This window comes from Streptomyces sp. NPDC056835 (genome assembly GCF_042789485.1).
In the GTDB taxonomy this organism is placed as follows: Bacteria; Actinomycetota; Actinomycetes; order Streptomycetales; family Streptomycetaceae; genus Streptomyces.
Genome location: NZ_JBHUBB010000018.1, coordinates 113,639 through 136,210, shown reverse-complemented (window position 1 = coordinate 136,210; position 22,572 = coordinate 113,639). Strand labels below are relative to the sequence as shown.

Annotated in this window: 22 protein-coding genes and 1 pseudogene; 11 read left to right on the top strand and 12 right to left on the bottom strand. The window is 70.8% G+C overall.

Features of this window, described 5'->3' with window-relative positions; genetic code table 11:
- Positions 1 to 169: 169 nt before the first annotated feature.
- Positions 170 to 769, bottom strand: a complete 600-nt coding sequence (locus tag ACFRMN_RS21855) for a class I SAM-dependent methyltransferase (protein WP_383022059.1) — start codon at positions 767 to 769, stop codon at positions 170 to 172.
- A 296-nt stretch (positions 770 to 1,065) separates the two neighbouring features.
- Here ACFRMN_RS21855 and ACFRMN_RS21850 point away from each other — a divergent pair, with 296 nt between their 5' ends.
- Both ACFRMN_RS21850 and ACFRMN_RS21845 read left to right on the top strand, forming a co-directional pair.
- Positions 1,066 to 1,467: a YciI family protein gene (locus ACFRMN_RS21850; RefSeq protein WP_383022056.1), complete on the top strand. Its 402-nt coding sequence runs from the start codon at positions 1,066 to 1,068 to the stop codon at positions 1,465 to 1,467.
- 48 nt (positions 1,468 to 1,515) lie between these two features.
- Complete coding sequence (locus ACFRMN_RS21845; protein WP_383022054.1) at positions 1,516 to 2,781, top strand: RNA polymerase sigma factor; 1,266 nt, start codon at positions 1,516 to 1,518, stop codon at positions 2,779 to 2,781.
- A gap of 74 nt (positions 2,782 to 2,855) precedes the next feature.
- On the opposite strand, the gene ACFRMN_RS21840 is transcribed toward ACFRMN_RS21845, so the two are convergent.
- Positions 2,856 to 3,509 carry a CGNR zinc finger domain-containing protein gene (locus ACFRMN_RS21840; RefSeq protein ID WP_383022051.1) on the bottom strand — a complete coding sequence of 218 codons (654 nt, stop codon included), beginning with the start codon at positions 3,507 to 3,509 and terminating at the stop codon, positions 2,856 to 2,858.
- Between the two features lie 120 nt (positions 3,510 to 3,629).
- On the opposite strand from ACFRMN_RS21840, the gene ACFRMN_RS21835 reads away from it, so the two are divergent.
- On the top strand, positions 3,630 to 4,331 hold the full coding sequence (locus tag ACFRMN_RS21835; protein WP_383022048.1) for an SDR family oxidoreductase: 702 nt from the start codon (positions 3,630 to 3,632) through the stop codon (positions 4,329 to 4,331).
- 95 nt (positions 4,332 to 4,426) lie between these two features.
- Here the strand turns inward: ACFRMN_RS21835 and ACFRMN_RS21830 are convergent, their stop codons facing one another.
- The gene (locus ACFRMN_RS21830; protein ID WP_383022045.1) at positions 4,427 to 4,855 is read right to left on the bottom strand and encodes a PPOX class F420-dependent oxidoreductase; all 429 of its coding nucleotides are present in this window, start codon (positions 4,853 to 4,855) and stop codon (positions 4,427 to 4,429) included.
- A 133-nt stretch (positions 4,856 to 4,988) separates the two neighbouring features.
- On the opposite strand from ACFRMN_RS21830, the gene ACFRMN_RS21825 reads away from it, so the two are divergent.
- Positions 4,989 to 5,402, top strand: a complete 414-nt coding sequence (locus tag ACFRMN_RS21825) for a roadblock/LC7 domain-containing protein (RefSeq protein WP_383022043.1) — start codon at positions 4,989 to 4,991, stop codon at positions 5,400 to 5,402.
- A 226-nt stretch (positions 5,403 to 5,628) separates the two neighbouring features.
- Here ACFRMN_RS21825 and ACFRMN_RS21820 read toward each other — a convergent pair whose 3' ends face one another.
- On the bottom strand, positions 5,629 to 5,799 hold the full coding sequence (locus tag ACFRMN_RS21820; protein WP_383022040.1) for a hypothetical protein: 171 nt from the start codon (positions 5,797 to 5,799) through the stop codon (positions 5,629 to 5,631).
- Between ACFRMN_RS21820 and ACFRMN_RS21815 the strand changes: the two are divergent.
- Positions 5,785 to 6,432, top strand: a pseudogene (locus ACFRMN_RS21815) (DUF6397 family protein); the annotation flags it as partial. The gene ACFRMN_RS21820 and the pseudogene ACFRMN_RS21815 sit on opposite strands and share 15 nt — an antisense overlap.
- 360 nt (positions 6,433 to 6,792) lie before the next feature.
- Here the strand turns inward: ACFRMN_RS21815 and ACFRMN_RS21810 are convergent.
- Positions 6,793 to 7,767 (bottom strand): NADP-dependent oxidoreductase, encoded by a 975-nt coding sequence (locus ACFRMN_RS21810; protein ID WP_383022036.1) that lies wholly within the window; start codon positions 7,765 to 7,767, stop codon positions 6,793 to 6,795.
- Positions 7,768 to 7,923: 156 nt separating this feature from the next.
- On the opposite strand from ACFRMN_RS21810, the gene ACFRMN_RS21805 reads away from it, so the two are divergent.
- Positions 7,924 to 8,334, top strand: coding sequence for a winged helix-turn-helix transcriptional regulator (locus ACFRMN_RS21805; protein WP_383022033.1), 411 nt, complete (start codon positions 7,924 to 7,926; stop codon positions 8,332 to 8,334).
- On the opposite strand, the gene ACFRMN_RS21800 is transcribed toward ACFRMN_RS21805, so the two are convergent.
- Positions 8,306 to 8,659 (bottom strand): VOC family protein, encoded by a 354-nt coding sequence (locus ACFRMN_RS21800; protein WP_383022030.1) that lies wholly within the window; start codon positions 8,657 to 8,659, stop codon positions 8,306 to 8,308. The two genes, ACFRMN_RS21805 and ACFRMN_RS21800, sit on opposite strands and share 29 nt — an antisense overlap.
- A 75-nt stretch (positions 8,660 to 8,734) precedes the next feature.
- Positions 8,735 to 9,709: a fibronectin type III domain-containing protein gene (locus tag ACFRMN_RS21795; RefSeq protein ID WP_383022028.1), complete on the bottom strand. Its 975-nt coding sequence runs from the start codon at positions 9,707 to 9,709 to the stop codon at positions 8,735 to 8,737.
- 220 nt (positions 9,710 to 9,929) lie between these two features.
- On the opposite strand from ACFRMN_RS21795, the gene ACFRMN_RS21790 reads away from it, so the two are divergent.
- A complete protein-coding gene (locus ACFRMN_RS21790) occupies positions 9,930 to 10,724 on the top strand; it encodes an SDR family NAD(P)-dependent oxidoreductase (protein WP_383022025.1) in 795 nt (264 codons plus the stop codon).
- Positions 10,725 to 10,781: 57 nt separating this feature from the next.
- On the opposite strand, the gene ACFRMN_RS21785 is transcribed toward ACFRMN_RS21790, so the two are convergent.
- Positions 10,782 to 11,492, bottom strand: coding sequence for a carbonic anhydrase (locus tag ACFRMN_RS21785; RefSeq protein ID WP_383022023.1), 711 nt, complete (start codon positions 11,490 to 11,492; stop codon positions 10,782 to 10,784).
- A 252-nt stretch (positions 11,493 to 11,744) separates the two neighbouring features.
- On the opposite strand from ACFRMN_RS21785, the gene ACFRMN_RS21780 reads away from it, so the two are divergent.
- Positions 11,745 to 12,251, top strand: a complete 507-nt coding sequence (locus ACFRMN_RS21780; RefSeq protein ID WP_383022019.1) for a GNAT family N-acetyltransferase — start codon at positions 11,745 to 11,747, stop codon at positions 12,249 to 12,251.
- A gap of 235 nt (positions 12,252 to 12,486) precedes the next feature.
- Here the strand turns inward: ACFRMN_RS21780 and ACFRMN_RS21775 are convergent, their stop codons facing one another.
- The 4 genes from ACFRMN_RS21775 to rhaI all read right to left on the bottom strand — a co-directional run bounded on the left by ACFRMN_RS21775 (position 12,487) and on the right by rhaI (position 18,623).
- Complete coding sequence (locus ACFRMN_RS21775; RefSeq protein WP_383022113.1) at positions 12,487 to 13,509, bottom strand: LacI family DNA-binding transcriptional regulator; 1,023 nt, start codon at positions 13,507 to 13,509, stop codon at positions 12,487 to 12,489.
- A 181-nt stretch (positions 13,510 to 13,690) separates the two neighbouring features.
- Positions 13,691 to 15,190, bottom strand: a complete 1,500-nt coding sequence (locus ACFRMN_RS21770; protein ID WP_383022017.1) for a rhamnulokinase family protein — start codon at positions 15,188 to 15,190, stop codon at positions 13,691 to 13,693.
- 157 nt (positions 15,191 to 15,347) lie between these two features.
- Positions 15,348 to 17,399 carry a bifunctional aldolase/short-chain dehydrogenase gene (locus ACFRMN_RS21765; protein WP_383022014.1) on the bottom strand — a complete coding sequence of 684 codons (2,052 nt, stop codon included), beginning with the start codon at positions 17,397 to 17,399 and terminating at the stop codon, positions 15,348 to 15,350.
- A 54-nt stretch (positions 17,400 to 17,453) separates the two neighbouring features.
- A complete protein-coding gene (gene rhaI / locus ACFRMN_RS21760; RefSeq protein WP_383022011.1) occupies positions 17,454 to 18,623 on the bottom strand; it encodes an L-rhamnose isomerase in 1,170 nt (389 codons plus the stop codon).
- 274 nt (positions 18,624 to 18,897) lie between these two features.
- On the opposite strand from rhaI, the gene ACFRMN_RS21755 reads away from it, so the two are divergent.
- The 3 genes from ACFRMN_RS21755 to ACFRMN_RS21745 are packed head-to-tail and all read left to right on the top strand — an operon-like array spanning position 18,898 to position 22,521.
- Complete coding sequence (locus ACFRMN_RS21755) at positions 18,898 to 20,421, top strand: sugar ABC transporter ATP-binding protein (protein ID WP_383022009.1); 1,524 nt, start codon at positions 18,898 to 18,900, stop codon at positions 20,419 to 20,421.
- Entirely contained in the window at positions 20,418 to 21,467 is a 1,050-nt protein-coding gene (locus ACFRMN_RS21750; protein ID WP_383022006.1) for an ABC transporter permease, read from the top strand. Before ACFRMN_RS21755 ends, ACFRMN_RS21750 begins: the two co-directional genes overlap by 4 nt.
- The gene (locus ACFRMN_RS21745) at positions 21,451 to 22,521 is read left to right on the top strand and encodes an ABC transporter permease (RefSeq protein ID WP_383022003.1); all 1,071 of its coding nucleotides are present in this window, start codon (positions 21,451 to 21,453) and stop codon (positions 22,519 to 22,521) included. The genes ACFRMN_RS21750 and ACFRMN_RS21745 overlap by 17 nt, the downstream gene beginning before the upstream one ends.
- Positions 22,522 to 22,572 lie beyond the last annotated feature (51 nt).

The window sequence follows — 22,572 nt, the reverse complement described above, 5'->3', positions numbered from 1 at the left end:
GCGTGGTGCGGGCCGCAACGGTCGTCCGGTCGTCCGGGCCGCCCTTCCAACGTACGGTCGCGGGTGCGCCGGCAGAAGAGGTCCTTCCCCGTGCCAGGTGCTTTTTCGCAGGTGCTCGTCCGGACCCAGGGCGCGGGGCCCAGGGGTGCGGGGCCCAGGGGCGCGGGGATCAGCCGTGGCGTACCGCCAGGGCCAGGAAGCGGGAGTCCTCGTCGGTGTACGACTCCAGCCGCCAGCCCGAGCCGGCCAGCAGCGGACGGAGATTGGGCTCGGCGCGCAGATCCTCGTCCGTGATCCGCCGGCCCTGCCGGGCCGCCAGCGCCGCCCTGCCGATGGGGTGGAACAGTGCCAGTCGGCCTCCCGGCCGTACGACCCGGGCCAACTCCCGCAGATTCTCGTCGGGTTGCGGGAGATGGGCGATCAGCCCCGCACCGAACACCGCGTCGAGCACCGCCGTCCGCACCGGCAGCCGGCTCACATCGGCGAGCAGCAGTCGCCCGGCGGCGCGACGGCCCGCCCGTACGGCCGCGTCGAGCATCTGGAGGGTCAGATCGACGCCCAGGACCGTACCCCGCGCGCCCACCGCGTCCCGCAGGGGTGGCAGTGCGCGGCCCGTACCGCAGCCCGCGTCCAGTACGGCGTCACCGGGGCGCAGCCCCAGGTCGGCGACGGCGGCGGCGTAGGCCGGACCGTCGTCGGGGAAGCGCGCGTCCCAGTCCGCCGCCCGGGAGCCGAAGAATTCCTGCACATGTGTGTGGTCATGGGCCATGGGGCAATGATCCCCGGCGTGACCGTCGCACGGCGGGCGGGCCGCCCCATTTCGTCGCTCCACTTCCCGTCGGCGATTCCCGGGGGTAACTTGTCCCAGAGGTTCCGGACATCCGGGATATCTCGGATGTTCTGCGATCTTCCGGATGTTCTGGGGTCTCGGAGGTCACGGAGGCCTTCTCGCGGAGATTCTTCCGAGAAATCTTCGTCGGTCCCGTCGAGGATGTCGAAATCACGGCGCGTGCTTCTACCTGTCAGTGAGAGCGCCGAGAAGGGCGCGACAGTGAGGAGAACGTCATGAAGTACATGCTGCTGATGCAGTTCAGTGAGAAGACCGTGGACTTCCCGCCGCTCACGGAGTGGACCCAGGACGAGATCAGGGCCCATATCGCCTTCATGCGTGACACGAACAGCAAGCTCTCGGAGGCGGGCGAGCTGGTCACGGCGGAGGGGCTGGCGGGTCCGGAACAGGCCAGGATCGTACGGGCGGGTGGCGACGGCTCCGCCGTCATCACCGAGGGCCCCTTCCCCGAGACCAAGGAATTCCTGGCCGGTTTCTGGATCGTGGACTGCGACAGCGCGGAGCGGGCGGTGGAGCTGGCCGCGTATGTGTCGACAGCTCCCGGCCCCGGCGGACAGCCGCTGAACATGCCGATCGAGGTGCGCCAGGTGATGGCGGGACCGCCGGAGGAGATGTGAGCGCTGACTGATACGACCCCCCGCCCGGCGGAGCCCGAGCCCGATCCGGTGACGGATCCGGGAACCGGCGGGGAGACGACGGCCGAGGACCTGCTGCGCACGCTGGCGCCGCAGGTCGTCGGCGTGCTCACCCGGCGCTTCGGGGATTTCGACTCGGCCGAGGACGCCGTACAGGAAGCGCTGCTGGCAGCGGCGACGCAGTGGCCCGACGAGGGCACGCCCCGCAATCCGCGCGGCTGGCTGATCCAGGTCGCGAGCCGCCGGATGACCGAGCGAGTACGTGGCGAGCAGGCGCGCCGCCGCCGCGAGGACCTGGCGGCGAGACAACTGCCCACGGACCGGCGGACGGCGCCGGCCGCGGACAACGCGGACCCGGCGGACAGGGACGACTCGCTGATCCTGCTGTTCCTGTGCTGCCATCCCGCGCTGTCGCCCACGGCCGCGATCGCGCTGACCCTGCGCTGTGTCGGGGGCCTGACCACGAGCCAGATCGCGCGCGCCTTCATGGTGCCCGAGACGACGATGGGGCAGCGGATCAGCCGGGCCAAGCAGCGGATCAAGATGTCCGGGGTCCCGTTCCGGATGCCGGAGGGCGAGGAGCGTGCCGCCCGGCTCGACGCCGTACTGCATGTCCTCTATCTGATCTTCAACGAGGGATACGCCACCAGCGAAGGGCCCGATCTGCAACGGGTCGAGCTCTCCCGGGAAGCGATCCGGCTGACCAGGGCCGCCCATGAACTGCTCCCCGATGACAGCGAGGTGGCCGGTCTGCTGGCGCTGATGCTGCTCACTCACGCCAGAAGCGCCGCGCGCACCGGCCCGGCCGGTGAGCTGATCCCGCTCGCGGAGCAGGACCGGGGGCTCTGGGACGCGCGGGCCATCGACGAGGGCACCGCGCTCCTCACGGCCACCCTGCCCAGGGGCCCTCTCGGTCCGTATCAGGTCCAGGCGGCGGTCGCCGCCGTCCACGACGAGGCGGCGACGGTCGAGGAGACCGACTGGCCGCAGATCCTCGCCCTGTACGGAGTGCTGGAGCAGCTGTCCGCCGGCCCGGTCGTATCGCTGAACCGGGCGGTGGCCGTCGCGATGGTGCGCGGTGCGGACGCGGGTCTCGCCATCCTCAAGACCCTTGAGGCGGACGGCCGTCTGGCGGGCAGCCACCGGCTGTATGTGGCGCGGGCCCATCTCCTCGAAATGGCCGGCGACCGGCAGGGCGCGCTGGAGAACTACCGGGAGGCGGCACACCGTACGACCAGCCTTCCGGAACGGCACTACCTCACGCTTCGAGCCGCCCGCGTCGTGGCTCCGGACTGAGGGGGGCCTCCTCGGGGTACCCGCCCGGGATCAGCCGGCCGGTCGTGCCCTCGCCCTGGGATACCTGCCAGGGATCAGCCGGCCGGTGTGCCTTCGTCCTTGCCGTCGCGGTCGCCCTCGGCGGCGGCCCGTATCCGCTTGCGCTGCCGTGAGGCGCGCAGATTGGCCGCGTTGCCGCAGATACGTACGTCGTGCCAGACACCACTGTTGTTGCGCGACGTGTCGTAGAAGGCCGACCCGCACTCGCCGTTGCGGCAGATCTTGAGCCGGGGCCAGGTCCCCGCCCGCTGGGCGAGCAGGGTCTCCGACCAGAGAGCCGACTCCAGCCAGCCGCGCCCCCGGCCGACCGGCAGCGGCCGCACCTGCCCCTGTTCGTCGGGGGCGAGACGCACCGCGACGCCGCGACCGGAAGCGGGGCGGGGCGGGGCGGCGGTACCGGGATCCACGCCTGATGCCGGGGCCGTGGTGAGCAGCCGCTCGAAGGATTCCCGCAGGTCGCGCAGCGCCCGTGGGTCCGACAGGGACAGCGCGCAGTCGGGGGAGTCGACGCCGTGGATACGGGCCCACTCCCCGGTGGCGCCGGTCAGCCACCGCTCGGCGGACTCGCGGTCGGCCAGCAGATCGGGTGCGTACCCCCTGATCGCGCGGGTGTTGATCAGCTCCTGCACCAGCGCGAGTCCGGCAGGGGCCTGGCGTACGCGATATCGCTCACTGGCTACCCATGACATAACCGAATCGTACTTGACTATGTCGCGACGGGCGAGCAGGCTGAAGACAGAGGCTATGTGGTTACGCCTCTGTCTATTCCATGAGGCCTCGGTCCATCTATTTCATGAGGAGAGAGCGACATGACGACCGTCAGTGGAGCAACCGCCCTGGTCACCGGAGGACAGCGCGGCCTGGGCAGGGCCTTCGTACAGGAACTGCTTGAGGCGGGGGCCGCGAAGGTCTATGCCACGGCCCGTACGCCCGTCGCCGAGAGCGATCCGCGGATCGTCCCGCTGCCGCTGGAGGTGACCGACGGGAACTCGGTCGCCGAGCTGGCGCGTACGGCCGGCGATGTCTCCATCGTCATCAACAACGCGGGGATCTCCGGCGGCGGCCCGCTCACCGACGTCGGTATCGACGAGGTCAGGGCCCTCTTCGAGGCCAATGTGTTCGGTGCGCTGCGCGTTGCCCAGGCCTTCGCCCCGGTGCTGGCGGCCCGTGGTGGCGGTGCGCTGGTCGATATCCACTCGGCGCTGTCCTGGGCGGCCGGGGCCGGTGTCTACGGCGCGACGAAGGCCGCTCTGTGGTCGCTCACCAACTCGCTCCGGCTGGAACTGGCGCCCCAGGGGACACAGGTGGTGGGTGTCCATCTGGGGTACACGGACACCGACATGATCCGTGGGCTGGACGTCGTCAAGAACGATCCGCGGGACGTGGCCCGCGATGTCGTCGCCGCGCTGGAGAAGGGCGAGAGCGAGGTCCTCGCCGACGATGCCAGCCGTGCCTTCAAGTCCGCGCTGTCCGGAGCCGTCGAGGGCTTGAGCCTCCGGCCGGCCGCCTGACGCGCCGTGATAGCCGCGCGGCCCGGCGCGGGCTGGCGTGTACGGCGAGGGCGGGGCGTCCGGCGCGGAGTCGTGCGGGGCGCCCCGTCCGCACGTCAGTCCGCGATGTCCGCGTACGCCAGCACTTTGTCGATCTTCACCCGTACGACCAGTTCGCCCGGCACCCCGTTGCGCTTCCCGAACTCCTGCGCCCGCTCCTCCCCCATGTACCGCGCGGCGACCCGGGTCGCCCAGGCGCGCAACTGATCGGGTTCCTCGTGGATCTCGGCCCGCCCGTTGATCACCACGAAGGAGAACGGCGGACGTTCGTCGTCCACGCACAGCGCCAGCCGGCTGTCGCGCAGCAGATTTCTGCCCTTCACTGTCTCCCTGCCGGTGTTGAAGACGAGATCGTCGCCGTCCAGTACGAACCAGATGGGCGCGACGTGCGGGCTCCCGTCGGCCCGTACGGTGGACAACTTGCCGGTGCGCGTGCCTTCCGAAACGAAGGCGCGCCACTGCTCCTTGCTCATGTTTGTCGCCATGTCCGCATTTTCCGCCGCCCGGGCGGCGGGCGCGACGCGGCGCCCCGGGGACCCGCTTGCCCGCGAGCGGCCGGTGCGAAAGGCTACGGGCGTTGCGGGACCATGGGGAACAACTGAACGGGGAGGAACGACAATGCCGTTGGAAAAGGGACTCGACTGGCTGCTCGACGACCTGACCGAACGGGTCGAGCACATCAAGCACGCACTGGTGCTGTCCAACGACGGTCTGGTGACCGGGGCGAGCGCCGGACTGGCGCGCGAGGACGCGGAACACCTCGCGGCGGTCTCCTCGGGGCTGCACAGCCTCGCCCGGGGATCGGGGCGGCATTTCCGGGCCGGCCAGGCCCGGCAGACGATGGTCGAGTTCGACGAGGCGCTGCTGTTCGTCACCGCCGCTGGTGACGGCAGCTGCCTGTGCGTACTGACGGCGGCCGAGGCCGATGTCGGCCAGGTGGCCTACGAGATGACGCTGCTCGTCAACCGGGTCGGTGAGCACCTTGGTGTCGCGGCGCGGCAGCCGGGAGGCACCAGTCTGAGCGGTCTCTGAGGTCTCGGAGGTCCCTGAGGTCCCTGAGGTCTCTCGCGTCTCCGAAGACTCCCAGCCGGTAGCCGGTAGCCGGTAGCCGGTAGCCGGTAGCCGGAAGCCGGATTCTCGGTCCGGTCCGGGAGTTATCCACAGGCGCGGCGAAGAACGCCGCTGTCGCGCTACGGTCGTCACCGAGAGTAGTTACGCCTCACGGGGGAGGACCATCATGTCCGTCAGCGACGCTCAGTCACAGGCCCGGAACCACTTTGCCGGGGAAACGAACACGCCCGTCGTCGCAGCGATGGCCGAGGCGGTGGAAATCGCGGGGAAAGCGCCCCGGGCCGTCGGCGTCGACCGGGCCGCGCGGGAACTGGACCTGCGGCGCGGCGAGTTCGAGCTCGCCGTGCGGCTCGGGCACATCCGTACCATCACCGCCGCCGGCGTGACGACCGCCGGCTCGACCGCCGGGACGGACCTGGGCCGTCGGCAGGTCACGCGGCAGGAGATCGACCGTCTACGGGCGGCGGAGGGATTCCCGGACACGCTGCGCGAGCGGGTCCGGACGGTGGGCACGGCCGAGGGGGCGGCGCTGATGCCCGTCAGCCCGGGGCGCTTCACACAACTGGCCCGCTCGGGGTTCCTCGTGCCGGTGAGGTTCTATCTCAATCGCTACCGCGCGGTCGTATGGCTGTATCTGGCCGATGACCTACGGTCCCTCGCCGCCAGGGAACCAGCGTTGCTCACCGGACGGTTCCCACGGCCGCTGCGGGCCGGCCTGGAGGCGGGGGAGGACTGGCGTCCACGCAACTGGCGGGGGCGGCGCATCGGTCAGTTGCTGCGTGAGAGCGGGGACCCCTGGGAGCGGGCCGCCATCGCGGGCTGTGTGCTCGATCCGGTCCAGCTGGCCGAGCTGGTAGCTGATCCGTACGAACGCGCCTACCTGGACCGGCTGCGGCCGGACCTCGGCCATGGGCGGCCCGAGTCGGAAGCGGCGCGGACGGCGGTCCAGCGTCTGCTGGTGGCGGATCATCCGGACGAGATCCAGTGGCACCGGGCCAGTCTTGACACGCTGCTGACGGCGGCCCGGCGCGCACGCCCCGCGCCGCGCCCCGGCAGCTCCCTGCCGCACGCCGGAGATCCTGCCCCGCGGTACGGCGGGACAGGACCGGAACCAGCACCAGCACCCGCACGCACACCAGCACCAGTACCCGCACGCACACCAGCACCAGTACCCGCACCGACGGGACCAGTACCCGGGCCGACGGCGGTGGCGCACGAGCCGCCGCGCGAGGGCGGCCACCGGGGGCTGCTGACCCGGCTGCGGGTCAGGGGGAAGAGAGGTCCCCGCGCCAGGGTCCGGAGCTCAGCGGTGGCGTACGCGCCGGAGCCCGATGGGGACGGGGCACGGACGTCAGGAGGCGACGCGCAGGACGAGCTTGCCGCGGGTCCGTCCCCGCTCGCCCCGGCGGTGCGCCTCGGCCGCGTCCGCCAGCGGAAGGACGTCCTCGACCTCGACCTTGACGACCCCCCTGTCGATCAACTCCGCGATCCGGGCCAGGGACGCGCCGTCGGGCTCCACGAGATAGGCGCTCGCGCGCACCTCCCGGGCGAGGGCGGCGTCGTGAAGCTCGGGGGAGACACCGGAGGGCACGGCGACGAGAAGGCCACCGGGCCGCAGGGTCGTGAGCGAGCGGGTGCTCGTCATGTCGTGTTCGTCCCCGACGAGATCGATCACCACATCGACGTCGCGTACGGCGTCCTCGAACCGGACCGCGGTGTAGTCGACGAGCTCGTCGGCGCCGAGCGAGCGCAGCCAGTCGTGCTTGGCGGCGCCGGCGGTGCCGATGACATGGGCGCCGAGGTACTTGGCGAACTGCACCGCGAAGTGGCCCACGCCGCCCGCGGCGGCGTGGACGAGAACGCGCTGTCCCGGCTCGACCCGCGCGGCGTCGACGAGTGACTGCCACGCGGTGAGCGCGGCCAGGGGCACCGCGGCGGCCTGGTCGTGGCCGACCGACGCGGGCTTCCGGGCGAACTGGCGGGCGGGCGCGGTCACATACTCGGCATAGGCGCCGGCCTGCCGGGGGAACCACGGCATGCCGTACACCTCGTCACCCACCTGAAAGGTGTGGACACCGAAACCGACCTCCGTCACGACGCCGGAGACATCCCAGCCCAGCACGAAAGGAGGTTCCCCCAGGACGCCGGCCATCCCGCCGCCCGCGCGGGTCTTCCAGTCGACGGGGTTCACACCCGCCGCGTGGACCCGGACCTGTACCTCGGTCGGCAGCGGCTGTGGCCTTGCCAGCTCGGTGAGCCGCAGCACCTCGGGTCCGCCGAAGGTGTCCTGGGTGATCGCGCGCATCGTTCTCGCGTTGCTGCTCATCACGGTTCTCCTGTGGTGCGTGCCGGGGCGCCTACGCACCCCCGGCGGCTGCTGTCCGACGCCCGTAAGCTATCCGCGGGGTATTGGTTTCCTGCAAGGGCAATTACTATCTCAGGGGAAGTATGCAGTTCGGAGCGTATGGAGGGACGACGCGCGATGGCCATCACCTGTACGACGGGTCGACACACCGAGCACGACGTCTACGCGGCCCAGTGCCCGTGCCGGGATGTGCTCGATCTACTGGCCAACAAGTGGGCCGCGCTGGCGATCGGGGCGCTGGAGGAAGGGCCGCAGCGGTTCGGCGCGCTGCAGCGACGGCTTCAGGGCGTCAGTCCCAAGGTGCTGACGAGCACCCTGCGCCGGCTGGAGGACCACGGCTTCGTCGACCGCACGGTCTATCCGGCCGTGCCGCTCCATGTGGAGTACGCGCTCACCGCACTTGGCGTGAGCGTCGCCGAACCGCTCGGGCAGGTACGGGCCTGGGTGGAGAACCATCTCGACGAGATCAGATCGTCCGGCACGGAGGAGGCCGACACTGTCACTGCCGGAGGTGACTCACCACATTGACCACCCGGCCGTTGGGATCGGTGACGAAGAACCGTCGTACCCCCCACGCCTCGTCCCGCAGGGGGTAGACGATCTCGGCGCCGCTCGCGACGACCGCCGAGTACACCCTGTCCACGTCGTCCACCTCGATGCTCAGATCGGGGACGACGGCGACGGACTCGTCGTGCCGCATCAGCGTCAGCTGCGCGCTGGGCTGGGAGGGGGAGGCGAGCGTCATGACCCAGCCCAGGTTCATGACTTCTTCCAGTCCGAGGAGCCCGTAGAAGTCCCGGCTCTCCTTCATGGCCTCGGACCGAATGTCGGGAACGACTCTGCGGACGGACATCGGTGGCTCCTGTCAGTGACTGCGGGCGGTCCCGCGTGCCCCATCCTTCCCCCAAGCGGGGCCCGGTGTCCGTCGTCAGGGCCGGGCGTCGCCGGTGACGATGGTGCGTTCCGCGGAGAACTTGCCCCAGTTGCCGTCGGGCAACTTGGCGCGGATCTTCACCCGGTAGGTCTCGCCGGCCTTCTTGCTCGCGTACACGCTATAGCTGGCCCGGCCCGTCGGAGGCTCGCCGCCCCAGATCAGGGTTGTCGCGAACTTCCCGTCGAGATAGATCTGGTACGAGGGGACCTTGCCGCCTGTCTTCGGTGCCAGCCAGGACAGATCCACGTAGTAGGCGCCGTCGGCGGCGTGTGTCGCGGCCCGGAAGTCGATCGGCGCGGTGTCGGGATCGTCGCCGGGGCCGCGCGGGGTGGTGATCTCCACGGCCCGGCTGGCGGGCGAGGTGTTGTCGGCCGCGTCCCGCGCGGTGACGGTGAAGCTGTAGTGGGTCCCCGGCCGCAGCTGGGTGATCCGCGCGCCGGTCGCCTTCCCGTCGACGCTGTGGATCTTGGAGCCGCCCTGGTGGATGTCGTAGGAGGTGATGTCCTGGTCGCCCGCCGGCGCGGCCCAGTTGAGCCGGGCGCCCCGGGCGCCGTCGCTCTTGCCGGTTACCCCGGTCGGCCGGGCCGGGGCCTTCTTGTCCTCGGCGACCGCGGCCGGTGTGGTGACGGCCAGTTCGCCGCTGGGCGGAGAGACGGCGCCCTCGGCACCCCGGGCCCGGACACTGAAGGTGTAGGCGGTCGACGGCTTCAGCCCGGTCACATCGATCATGGTCTGGCCGGCCGGGACGTCCTTGATCTTCGTCTTGCCCCGGTACACCTCATACCCGCTCACTCCGTCCTTGCTGGGGGCCGACTTCCACATGACATGGACGGAAGTGGCGCTCCCGGCCTGGGCCGTGACGCCTGCCGGCGCCGAAGGCGCCTTCGCCGCCTCGTCGTCGGAACCGCACGCGCTCAGCGCGAGGACGGCGGCGGACGCGAGGGCGGCAAGGCTGAAGGTCCTTCTCATGGCCGTGTCCTCCACCTGGGGGGCAATGGTCTAGACATATATGACACAGGTGTCGGGTTCACATCAAGGGGCAGGCGGTATCCGATGACGGATCATCACGACACCCACGCGCCATGGCACCCGGCGCGACACGCCGCCCGGCACGCCGGGCCGGGCGATGGCGCGTCCCTGGCACACCATGGGCGTGACGGAACGCAGCCACCGGAAAGGGACCCGAATCGTGCAGATCGACCTCGCCGGCAAGACCGCATTGGTGACGGGCTCCACCCAGGGGATCGGCGCGGCCATCGCGGCCGGACTCGCCCGCGCCGGGGCCCGCGTCGCCGTCAACGGGCGCGGCGCCGACTCGGTGGACGCGGCGCTGGAGCGGCTGCGCGGACAGGTGCCGGACGGTGAATTCCTCGCCGCCCCCGGTGATATCGCCTCGGACGAGGGGAACCGGCAGGTGCTCGACGCGCTGCCCCGGGCGGACATCCTCATCAACAATCTGGGCATCTTCGGGGCCCGGCCCGCGCTGGAGATCAGCGACACGGAGTGGCGGCGGTACTTCGAGGTCAATGTCCTGACCGCGGTCCGGCTCACCCGGGCCTTTCTGGGCGGGATGACCGAGCGGTCCTGGGGGCGCGTCCAGTACATCGCCAGTGACTCCGCGATCGCCATCCCGGCCGAAATGATCCACTACGGGGTGTCCAAGACCTCGCTGCTCGCGGTCGCCCGGGGATTCGCCAAGGCCGCGGCGGGCACCGGCGTGACGGTCAACTCCGTACTCGCGGGACCGACACACACGCCCGGCGTGGAGGAGTTCGTGTACGGGCTGCTGGACTCACCGCTGCCCTGGGACGAGGCGCAGCGCGCGTTCATGCGTGAACACCGCCCGCAGTCCCTGCTCCAGCGGCTGATCGAGCCCGAGGAGATCGCGAACATGGTGGTCTATCTGAGCTCGCCTCTCGCCTCCGCCACCACCGGGGCGGCGATCCGGGTCGACGGCGGATACATCGACTCGATCGTTCCCTGACCGGGACACCTTCCAGCCCCGGTCAGGGAACGATCGAGTGGCGACGCGGAGAGCCGGTCAGTCTATCCGGTGGACCAACTGGTTGGTGAGCTCGTAGCGGGCTCCGACGATGGCCAATTTGCCCTCGGCCACCTTGGCCGCGAGGTCGGGCTCGGCGGCGAGGCGCGCACGGACCATCTTGACGTTGGCGCTGACGGTTGCGTCGACGCGCGCGTCGCCCTGCTGGGAGTGGTCGATGGCGGGCTTGATCTGGTCGGCCAGATACTGGATGTGGTTCGGCAGCCGATCGCCGGTCTCCTCGGCCTCGACCGCCGCGGCGACGGCGCCGCACGACTGGTGGCCCAGGACCAGCACCAGCGGGATCCCCAGCTCCAGCACACCGTAGGCGACGCTGCCGAGGACGGCCTCGTCCAGGACCTCGCCGGCCGACCGTACGGTCATCAGGTCGCCGAGACCCTGGTCGAAGGCGAGCTCCGGTGGCACCCGGGAGTCGATGCACCCGAGGACGAGGGCGAAGGGGTGCTGGCCCGTCACCAGGGTCTGCCGCAGGGTCGCGGTCTCGTGCGGGTGGTTCTGGCGGAAGGTTCGCCAGCGCTGGTTGCCCTCGGAGAGCTCGCGAAGTGCCTGGTCGGGGGTTGCCGGGCGGGTGGTCCTCGGCTGGGTGACAGCCGCACCCGCGGAGGACGCGGCAAGCGTCACTCCCGCGGTGGCGGCGCCTCCCGCGAGGGCCGCGCGAAGCAGCGTCCTGCGGGGTGTTCCCGTGGTCATGGGAGGTCTTTGCGCGTGTCTGGTCAATATCACGGCCGGAGACTATCCGTGACAGCCTTGGCCAATGATTTCACTTGGTGATGTGTTGACCAGCTCTTGATTCAAGTGTGGCTTAAACACAACGGGTTCGGGATGCGCTCGCGATTCGTTCCCTCGCCGTTCAGCCGTTGAACCCGGGCCGGGGAGGCCGCCCGTCTGTGGTTGCATGGTTCGGTGAATCGACAGACGATGCCTACGGCCGATGACATCCCCATGTGTGATGTCCGGCGTCGCGGCAGGGATGACCTCGACGCATGCGTACGGGTCCTGGGCGAGGTACACAAGGGCGACGGGTACCCGGTGAACTGGCCGGAACACCCTGCGGGCTGGCTCGCCCAGCCCGCCCAACTCGACGCCTGGGTAGCCGAATTGGACGGCCGGATCGTCGGCCATCTCGCCCTGTGCCCGGCGGGTGAGGGCGATGTCGCCCCCGCGCTCTGGAGCAGCCGCGCCGGTACCACCATCCGCGAGACCGCCGTGGTGAGCCGCCTGTTCGTCGCCCCCTCGGCGCGCGGTCATGGCATCGGCGCCCTGCTCATGGCCCAGGCGGCACGGGAGGCCAGACGGCGCGGTCTGCACCCCGTACTGGACGTGGTGTCCACCGACGCCGCCGCGGCGGCACTTTACGAACGCATGGGCTGGAGCCTGCTCGCCGTCGTCGATCAGCGCTGGAGCCCGGATCAGACGGTCACCGTCCGCTGTTACGCCGCCCCCGCCTGATCCAACCGCGGCACGGTTGCTTCGAGTTGCGGGGCCACAGGGCGCCACACCCAGGACCTGTGTCCGGCCCCGCAACCACGCGGCACCCCGCTGCCCGTGGGCAGCTCCCGCCAGGGCGCACCCGGACAGGCCGGCATGATCGGATAACGCTCATACCCGAGGACCGGCGATGACACGGACGGGGGAATTCTCCTGACCCGTCGACGGCCTTCGCACAGCGGCGGCCGCCATGCGCTCAGCGTCCCAGGCGGCGCGTCGAACTACGCACCACCAGTTCCGGCTGGAGGACGACGGAGCGATGCGTGTGATGCTCCGCGTCCGGGCCCGTCTCGTCCATCAGCATCTCCGCCGCCGCCCGCCCCATCGCGTCGGCCGGCTGCCGTACGGACGTGAGCGGTACGACGGCCGCCGCCGCGAACTCGATGTCGTCATAGCCGACGATCGACACATCGCCGGGCACATCCACCCCCGCCCCGTACATCGCCTGCAGCACCCCCAACGCGAGCAGGTCATTGGCGCAGAACACCGCGGTGGGGCGCTCCGTGAGTCCCAGCAGCCGGGCCCCCGCGTCGATACCGGACGCCACATCGAGCCGCGCCGACTCCACCTGCCGCAGGGCCTGTTCGGGCAGACCCGCCGCGCGCAGCGCCGCCAGCGCGCCTGTACGGCGGTCCCGGCACTGGGGGAGCGACATCGGGCCGCTGATGTACGTGACGGAACGGTGCCCGGCCGCCAGCAGATGCCGGACGGCGAGCGCGCCGCCGGCCACGTCGTCCACCGATACGGAGCACCCCTCGGCGGCGGGTACCGCCCGGTCGACATGGACGAACGGAATGCCCCTGCGCGCGAAGTCCCGTACGTTGCCGCCGGTCGCGTCGGCCGGGGTGAGGAGCACGCCGCGCACCCGCTGCTCGGCGAAGAGCGCGAGATATTCCGCCTCCTCGGCCGTGCTGCCCGCGCTGTTGCAGAGCATCACCCTGAGCCCCGCCTCACGCGCCGCGCGCTCGGCGCCCTTGGCGACGGCGACGAAGAAGGGGTTCGCCATGTCGAGCACCAGGATGGCCAGAATGCGGCTGGTACCGACCCTGAGCTGCCGGGCCGTCTCGCTCCGTACGAAACCGAGCTGGTCTATCACCGCTCGCACCCGTACCCGGGTGTGCTCCGAGACCTTCTCGGGGCGGTTGAGCACATTCGAGACGGTGCCGACCGAGACCCCCGCCAGCCGGGCCACGTCCTTGATACCGACCGTCTGCACCACGCGCCCTGCCCGTTCTGTCACATCTTGTTGGTTCCCCTGACCGAGTGGACCATCCTAACGGGGGACACGGCCCCGACCGGATATATCACCCACAGGGGTCCGCAGAGGTGTCACCACAGAGGTGTCACCACAGAGGTGTCACGACAGACATGTCACCACGGGCAAGTCCCCCGGAAACATGTCAGCGCCGCGCGCCCTCGCCGGCGAGCAGCTCGGCGGCCCGGTCCCAGCCGGTCCGGTTTCCGGTGGGCTCGTACCGGCGCGCCTCCAGCGTGGCACGGAGCAGGGCGCGCAGCTCGGTGAGACCGCCCCGGACGACGCCCGCGGCGCGCGCTTGGACGAGTACGTTGCCGAGCGCGGCGGCCTCGGCGGGACCCGCGACGACGGGGAGCCCGCAGGCGTCCGCGGTGAGCCGGCAGAGCAGTTCGTTGTGGGCGCCGCCGCCGACGACATGCACGGTGTCCACGACGCGGCCGGACAGCCGCTGGGCGTCCTCGATCGCTCTGCGGTGCGCGAGCGCCAGGGAGTCGAGGACGCAACGGGTGACCTCGGCCGGACTCTCCGGCGCCGGCCCCCCGACGCGGCGGCAGGCGTCCCTGATACGGTCCGGCATCCCGCCGGGCGCGAGAAACGCCGGATCGTCCGCGTCGACGAACGACCGCAGGCCGGGCACCTCGGCGGCCTCCCGCAGCAGCCGGTCGAGCCGCTGCGGCGCGCCCTCGGCCTCCCAGGTCCGCAGACACTCCTGGAGCAGCCACAGGCCCATGATGTTGCGCAGGTAGCGGACCGTGCCGTCGACGCCCAGTTCGTTCGTGAAGTTGGCCCGCCTGCTCTCCTCGGTGAGCACCGGGGCGTCCAGCTCCAGCCCCGCCAAAGACCAGGTGCCGGTGGCGACATAGGCGAACGAGTCCCCTGAGGCGGGCACCGCGGCGACCGCCGAGGCGGTGTCGTGTGAGCCGACGGCCGTCACCGGCACCGGTCCGGTCAGCCCGGTCTCGGCGAGCACGTCCGGGAGCAGCGCGCCCGCCGGATCGCCCGGACCGCGCAGCGGCGCGAAGAGCGTCAGATCGATGCCGAGCGCGTCGGCGACGGGCCGTGACCACTTCCGCGTCCGGGGGTCGATGAGCTGGGTGGTGGAGGCGTTGGTGAGTTCGGTCCCCGCCTCGCCGGTGAGCCAGTACGCGATCAGATCGGGGATCAGCAGCAGCCGGCGCGCGGCACCGAGCACCGGACTGCCCTGCGCGGCCGTGAGCTGGTACAGCGTGTTGAACGGCAGATATTGAAGGCCCGTGGCCTCGTACAGCGCGGTCGGCGACAACACCGCGCCGACCTTCGCCTCCTCGCCCTCGGTACGGGTGTCCCGGTAGTGCACCGGATTGCCGAGCAGCGCTCCGGAGGCGTCCAACAGCCCGTAGTCGACGGCCCAGGTGTCGATCCCGACACTCACGGGCGCGCGCCCCGCCGCGCCGGCCGCCCGCAGACCGTCCAGCACGCCTCCGTACAGCGACAGGATGTCCCAGTGCAGCGTGCCCGCGGTCCGTACCGGCCGGTTGGGGAAGCGGTGGACCTCCTCCAGACGCAGCGTCCCGGCGCCCCGGCCGGAGACCCGCCCGACCATGACACGGCCGCTGGACGCGCCGAGGTCGACGGCGGCGAAAGGGAGCGGTTCGGTGGATGGCACGGCTGACCTCGTCGGAACTCGTCGAACAGCGGGGGAGACAAGCTGGGGAGACAACGGGGAGCGAGGGTGGCGGGCAGCGGGACGACGGAGCGGGGAGCCGGGCCCGGCTCCCCGGGCCGGGCCGGACCGCCGGCCCCCACCCCGCTCCGCCATGACGTCAGCGCAGGAACGCCGCCGCGACCCCCGCGTCCACCGGGACATGCAGCCCCGTCGTATGGCTCAGCTCGCCGCCCGTGAGCGCGAACACTGCGTTGGCCACATGCTCGGGCAGCACCTCCCGCTTGAGGATCGTCCGCTGCGCGTAGAACTCGCCGAGCTTCTCCTCCGCCACGCCGTACACCGCCGCGCGCTCCGCGCCCCAGCCGCCCGCGAAGATCCCGGAGCCGCGCACCACCCCATCGGGGTTGACACCATTGACGCGGATACCGAGACCGCCCAACTCGGCGGCGAGCAGCCGCACCTGATGGGCCTGGTCGGCCTTGGTCGCGGAGTAGGCGATGTTGTTCGGGCCCGCGAACACCGCGTTCTTGGAGGCGATATAGACGAGGTCACCGCCGAAGCCCTGATCGGCCATCACCCGGGCGGCCTCGCGCGAGACCAGGAACGAGCCGCGAGCCATGATGGAGTGCTGGAGGTCCCAGTCCCGGGCCGTGGTCTCCAGCAGCGGCCTGGAGATCGAGATCCCGGCGTTGTTGACGACGAGATCCACTCCGCCGAAGGCGAGCGCCGCCGCGTCGAACGCGGCCTTGATCTGGTCCTCGTCGGTCACATCGACGCTCACCGCGACAGCCTTGTCCGGGCCGCCCAGTTCGTCGGCGACCACCTTCGCGCCCTCGGTGTTGAGATCGGCGACCACCACACACGCGCCCTCGGCGACCAGCCGGTGCGCGATGGCCCGGCCGATTCCGGAGCCCGCGCCCGTCACCAGCGCCACCCGGGAGGCCAGTGCCTTCGGTGCCGGCATCCGGCGCAGCTTGGCCTCCTCCAGCTCCCAGTACTCGATCCGGAACTTCTCGGACTCCTCGATCGGCGCGTACGAGGAGACGGCCTCGGCGCCGCGCATCACATTGATCGCGTTGAGGTAGAACTCCCCGGCGACCCGGGCGGTCTGCTTGTCCTTGCCGAACGAGAACATGCCCACGCCAGGCACCAGCACGATCGCCGGGTCCGCGCCGCGCATCGCGGGCGAGCCGGGCGACGCGTGCCGCTCGTAGTACGCCCGGTACTCCTCGCGGTACGCGGTGTGCAGCTGCGCGAGCCGCTCCCGCACCCGCTCCAGCGGCGCGCCGGCCGGCAGATCGAGAACGAGCGGGCGGACCTTGGTGCGCAGGAAGTGGTCCGGGCAGGAGGTGCCCAGGGCCGCCAGCCGCGGATGCTCCGCGCGGGAGAGGAAGTCGAGGACCGGTTCGGTGTCCGTGTAATGGCCGACCTGGGGCCGGTCGGTGGCGGCGAGACCGCGGATCAGCGGGGCGAGCGCCGCCGCCCTGGCCCGCCGCTCGGCCTCGGGCAGCGGTTCGTACCCCTGCAGTACGGGGCCGAACGGCTCGGGCGTGCCGCGCTCGGCGAGAAACGTCTCGGCCGTACGGATGATGTGCAGGGAGTTGCGTTCGCACTCCTCGGAGGTGGCGCCCCAGGCGGTGATCCCATGGCCGCCCAGCACACAGCCGATCGCCCGCGGATGGGCCTCCTTGACCGCGGCGATGTCCAGGCCCAGTTGGAAGCCGGGGCGGCGCCAGGGCACCCAGACCACGGTGTCGCCGAAGCACTCGGCCGTCAGCTTCTCGCCGTCGGCGGCGCAGGCCAGGGCGATCCCCGAGTCGGGGTGGAGATGGTCCACATGGGCGGCGTCGACCAGCCCGTGCATCGCGGTGTCGATGGACGGGGCCGCCCCGCCCTTGCCGTGCAGGCAGTAGTCGAACGCGGCGACCATCTCGTCCTCGCGCGCCACACCCGGGTAGACCCCGGTCAGCGCGCGCAGCCGGTCGACCCGCAGCGCGGCCAGTCCGCCGGCGGTGAGCGTGCCCAGGTCGCCGCCGGACCCCTTGACCCACATCAGTTCGACGTCGTCACCGGTCACCGGGTCCGTGGCGGACCCCTTGGCCGAAGTGTTGCCCCCGGCGTAGTTGGTGTTGCGTGGGTCGGCGCCGAGCCGGTGCGAACGGTCGAGCAACTGAGCTGCCACAGCATGGATATGGGGCTGGTCGGTCATCATGTCCCTCTGTGAGATGCGTTCTTCGCAAGGGCGGGGGTACGGGCCGAGCGCTCAGGCTCCCCAGCCGGCCTGGGTGCCGCCGATCCGCTCGGCCACGATCTTCTCGCCGTAGCCGGAGGCGTGATAGGCGGCGACGGGGTCGGCGTCCGCGCCCAGTTCGGCGCGGACCTCGGCGACCAGCGGGCGTACGTCGGTGTTGAAGGCGTCCATCAGCGCCGCGTTCGCCGCCAGTACGTCGCCGGAGCGCTGCGCCGCGTGCAGCGCGTCCGCGTCCACCAGCAGCGCCTTGGCCGTGGCCTCCTGGACGTTCATCACCGACCGGATGATCGCGGGGATCTTCTCCTCGATGTTGTGGCACTGGTCGAGCATGAACGCGGTCCGCGCGGTGAACCCGCCGCCCTTGATCACCTCGTACATGATCCGGAACAGCTGGAAGGGGTCCGCGGCCCCGGCCATCAGATCGTCGTCCGCGTAGAAGCGGGAGTTGAAGTCGAACCCGCCGAGCTTTCCCTCGCGCAGCAGCAGCGCGACGATGAACTCGATGTTGGTGCCCGGCGCGTGGTGTCCGGTGTCGACGACGACCTGGGCCTTCTCGCCCAGCTTGAGGCAGTGCGCGTACGCCGTGCCCCAGTCCGGGACGTCCGTTGCGTAGAAGGCGGGCTCGAACAGCTTGTACTCCAGCAGCATCCGCTGCCCCTCGCCGAGCCGTTCGTACACCGTGGCGAGGGCTTCCGCCAGCCGGCCCTGGCGGGCGGAGATGTCGTCCTGGCCCGGGTAGTTGGTGCCGTCGGAGAACCACAGCTTCAGATCGCGCGAGCCGGTGGCGTCCATGACATCCACGCACTCCAGCAGATGCGCCAGTGCCTTGCGCCGGACCGCGGCGTCCGGATGGGTCACGGACCCCAGCTTGTAGTCGTCGTCCTGGAACACATTGGAGTTGATCGCCCCGACGCGCAGGCCCAGTTCGCGCGCCTCGGCGGCGAGCGCGCCGTAGTCGTCCACGCGGTCCCAGGGGATGTGCAGGGCGACCGTGGGAGCCACGCCCGTGTGCGCGTGCACCCGGGCGGCGTCCGCCAGTTTCTCCTGTGGAGTCCGCGGCACGCCCGGCTGTGTGAACACCTTGAAGCGGGTGCCCGAGTTCCCGAACGCCCACGACGGCGTCTCGACAGCCTGTGACTTCAGCGCGTTCTTCACAGCGGACACGGCGGATCGACCCGTCATCTCTCAGCGCTCCCGTGGTGCGGACTCGGCGGGCGAGTCGGTGCAGCGATTCCTTATGAATCGTTTCATCGCGGTGAAGTTATGGGAGTCACCGGTGCGTGTCAACCCTTTCCGCACCACCTGGGGCGGTGCGAGGCACACCCTTCGAATTCAACGGAAAATGTCGCGCGCAGCCCATTGACGCCGCCGGTAGTGGCCGTTTAGCTTCCGTGCAACCTCATTGAAACCTTTCACGGCGGGTCATGCCACGAGTCCCCACCGCTGAGGAGCCCTCATGAACCAGCCCGCCACGGGCCCCGCACCGGTCCTGGCCCTCAAGGATGTGAGCAAGTCCTTCGGTGCCGTACGGGCCCTGCGGGACGTCTCCCTGCAACTGTTCCCCGGTGAGGCACACGCCCTCGCCGGGGAGAACGGCGCGGGCAAGTCCACCCTCATCAAGACACTCGCCGGGGTGCACAGGCCCGACGCCGGTGAGGTGGCGCTCGACGGCGAGGCCGTCGTCTTCCACGGTCCGGCCGACGCCAGGGACGCCGGGATCGCCGTCATCTACCAGGAGCCGACGCTCTTCCCCGATCTGTCGATCGCCGAGAACATCTTCATGGGCCGCCAACCGCGGCGCGCGCTCGGCCGTATCGACCGCCGGGCCGTACGGGACACCACCGCGGCCCTGATGAAACGCCTCGGTGTGGAGCTCGACCCCGACCGGCCCGCCCGCGGACTGTCCATCGCCGACCAGCAGATCGTCGAGATCGCCAAGGCGCTCTCCTTCGACGCGCGCGTCCTCATCATGGACGAACCCACCGCCGCTCTGACCGGGAGTGAGACCGCCCGGCTGTTCTCCGTCGTACGGACCCTCCGGGCCGAGGGCGCCGCCGTCCTGTTCATCTCCCACCGGCTGGAGGAGATCTTCGCGCTCTGCCAGCGGGTCACCGTCCTGCGCGACGGCCGCTTGATCTCCTCCGAGCCGCTGGCCGGACTGACCGAGGACGACCTCGTGCGCTCCATGGTCGGCCGGGATCTGGGCGACCTGTACCCCAAACAGTCCGCCGACGTGGGGGAGATCGCCCTGTCGGTGCGCCGGCTGACCCGGGAGGGGGTGTTCCGCGACATCTCCTTCGAGGTGCGCAGGGGCGAGATAGTCGCCCTGGCCGGACTCGTCGGCGCGGGCCGCAGCGAGGTGGCGCAGGCCGTCTTCGGCGTCGACCGGGCCGACGCGGGCGAGGTGGTGGTCGACGGACATACGCTCCCGGCCGGTTCACCGACCGCCGCGATGGACGCGGGACTCGCGCTCGTCCCCGAGGACCGCAGACAGCGAGGACTGGTGATGGATCTGTCCATCGAACGGAACATCGCCCTCACCGGACTCGACCGGCTCGGCAGGGGCGGCATGGTGCGCCGGGCCCTGGAGCGCGGCCGGGCCGCGGACTGGGCCGTACGCCTCCAGCTCAAGTACAACCGCCTGGCCGACCCCGTCGGCGTACTCTCCGGCGGCAATCAGCAGAAAGTCGTCCTCGCCAAATGGCTGGCGACGGAACCGGCCGTACTCATCGTCGACGAACCCACCCGGGGGATCGATGTCGGCACCAAGGCGGAGGTGCACCGGCTCCTCTCCTCCCTGGCCGCGGAAGGACTCGCCGTCCTCATGATCTCCTCCGACCTGCCCGAAGTACTCGGCATGGCCGACCGGGTGCTGGTGATGCGCGAGGGCCGGCTCACCGCCGAGATCCCGCGCGCCGAGGCCACCGAGGAAGCCGTGATGGCCGCCGCCACCGGTCGGGCCGGGAGGGCTGCGGCATGACCACCCTGATGGACAAACCCACCACGAGCACCAAGGACGACGGCCCGGCGCGCTCGCTCGTCGACGTCGTGTTCCGGGCCCGCGAGATCAGCATCGCGGGAGCGCTGGCGCTGCTCGTCCTCGGCACCTGGATCGCCAACCCGCGCTTCCTCGACGACCAGGGCGTCAAGGACCTCCTCCTCAACGCCTCCATCCTGGTCCTGCTCGCCGTCGGCCAGTCGGTGGTCGTCGTCACCCGCAATATCGACCTCTCGGTCGGCTCGGTCGTCGGCCTCTCCGCGTTCGCCTGCGGCAAGTTCGTCGCGGGCACCGATCACGGCGTACTCACCGTCATGCTGCTGGGTATCGCCCTCGGCGTGGCCTGCGGACTGGTCAGTGGCGCTCTGGTGAGCTTCGGCAGGGTCCCGGCGCTCGTGGTCACCCTCGGCATGCTCTACATCATCCAGGGCCTCGACTACTGGTGGGCGCAGGGCGAGCAGATCAGCGCCAACGACGTCCCGGACACGGTCCTCGGCCTGGGCAGCGGCAGCGTCCTCGGCATCCCCTATCTGCCGCTCATCGCCCTGGCCCTGCTCGCCGCGACCGCGTACTACCTGCGCGGCTACCGGTCGGGGCGTGAGCTGTACGCGATCGGCTCCAACCCCGAGGCCGCCAGGCTGGCCGGCGTACCGATCCGCCGCCGGATCCTCGGCGCGTACGCCTTCTCCGGTGCCGTGGCCGGATTCGCCGGTGCCCTGTGGCTCGCCCGCTTCGGCACCGTCGTCGCGGACAACGCGCACGGCTGGGAACTGACCGTCGTCAGCGCCGTGGTGGTCGGCGGCGTCGCCATCACCGGAGGCACCGGCACGGTCTGGGGCGCCGCGCTCGGCGCGCTGCTGCTCACCACCATCGGCAGCGCGCTGGTCGTCCTGAAGGTCGACTCGTTCTGGCAGGGCGCCATCACCGGCGCACTGCTCCTCGCGGCCATCACCGTCGACCGGATCGTGTCCCTGCGCATGACAGCCGCACTGAGGAAGAGGAGCGCCCGACATGGGAATGGCGCCTGACACACAGACCGCGCCGCGGCCACCGGCCAAGGCTCCGGCGCCCCGTACCGCGACGGCGGGCGAGTTCGTCAAGTCCGTCGGTCTGCGCTGGGACACGGCGGTCGGCGCCCTGCTGGTGGCGGTCTTCGTTGTCGGCCTCGGCACGACCGACGGCTTCGCGTCCGGTGAGAACCTCGCCTTCGCCTTCAACGACATCGCGGAAGTCGCCCTGATCGCGCTGCCCATGACCCTGCTGGTGGTGGCGGGACAGGTCGATCTGTCCGTCGCCTCGATGCTGGGCCTCGGCAGCGCGCTGACCGGCGCCCTGTGGAACGCGGGCTGGGCGTTCGAACTGATCGTGCCCGTCGTTCTGCTGGTGGGCGTCGCGGGCGGTCTCCTCAACGGCTGGCTGGTCACCCGCGTCGGCCTGCCCTCGCTCGCCGTCACCATCGGTACGCTCGCCCTCTACCGGGGTCTCGCCTCGGTCGCGCTGGGCAGTGACGCCGTCACCGACTTCCCCCAGACGTACGCCAATTGGGCCGTGGACACCACCACGATCCCCGGCACCTTCCTCACCTATCCCATCGCCCTGTTCATCACGCTGGCCGTGGCGACCGCCGTACTGCTGCACTCCACCGCCTTCGGACGCTCGCTGTTCGCGATCGGCGCGCAGGAGGAGGCCGCCTACTTCGCCGGGATCAGGGTCAAGCGCCTCAAGCTGATCCTCTTCGTCGTCACCGGGATGTTCTCGGCCTTCGCCGGGATCATCTTCACCCTCCGCTACGGCAGCGCGCGCGCCGACAACGGTCTCGGTTTCGAGATGCTCGTCATCGCCTCCGTGCTGCTCGGCGGCGTCGACTTCGACGGCGGCAAGGGCACGCTCTTCGGGGCGGTCGCCGGTGTGCTGCTCATCGGAGTTCTCAAGAACCTGCTCACGCTGAACGATGTGCCGAACGAGGTCCAGGTCATCGTGACCGGCCTGCTGCTCGTCGCCTCCGTCCTCACCCCGCGGGTCATCGCCACCGTGATCGAACGCCGGCACCGGCGCACGGCGGGCGCCGCCCCCGAGTCCTGAGCTGCCCTCACCCCGCACGCCCCGCCACCCTCAAGCCCCGTATCGCATGCC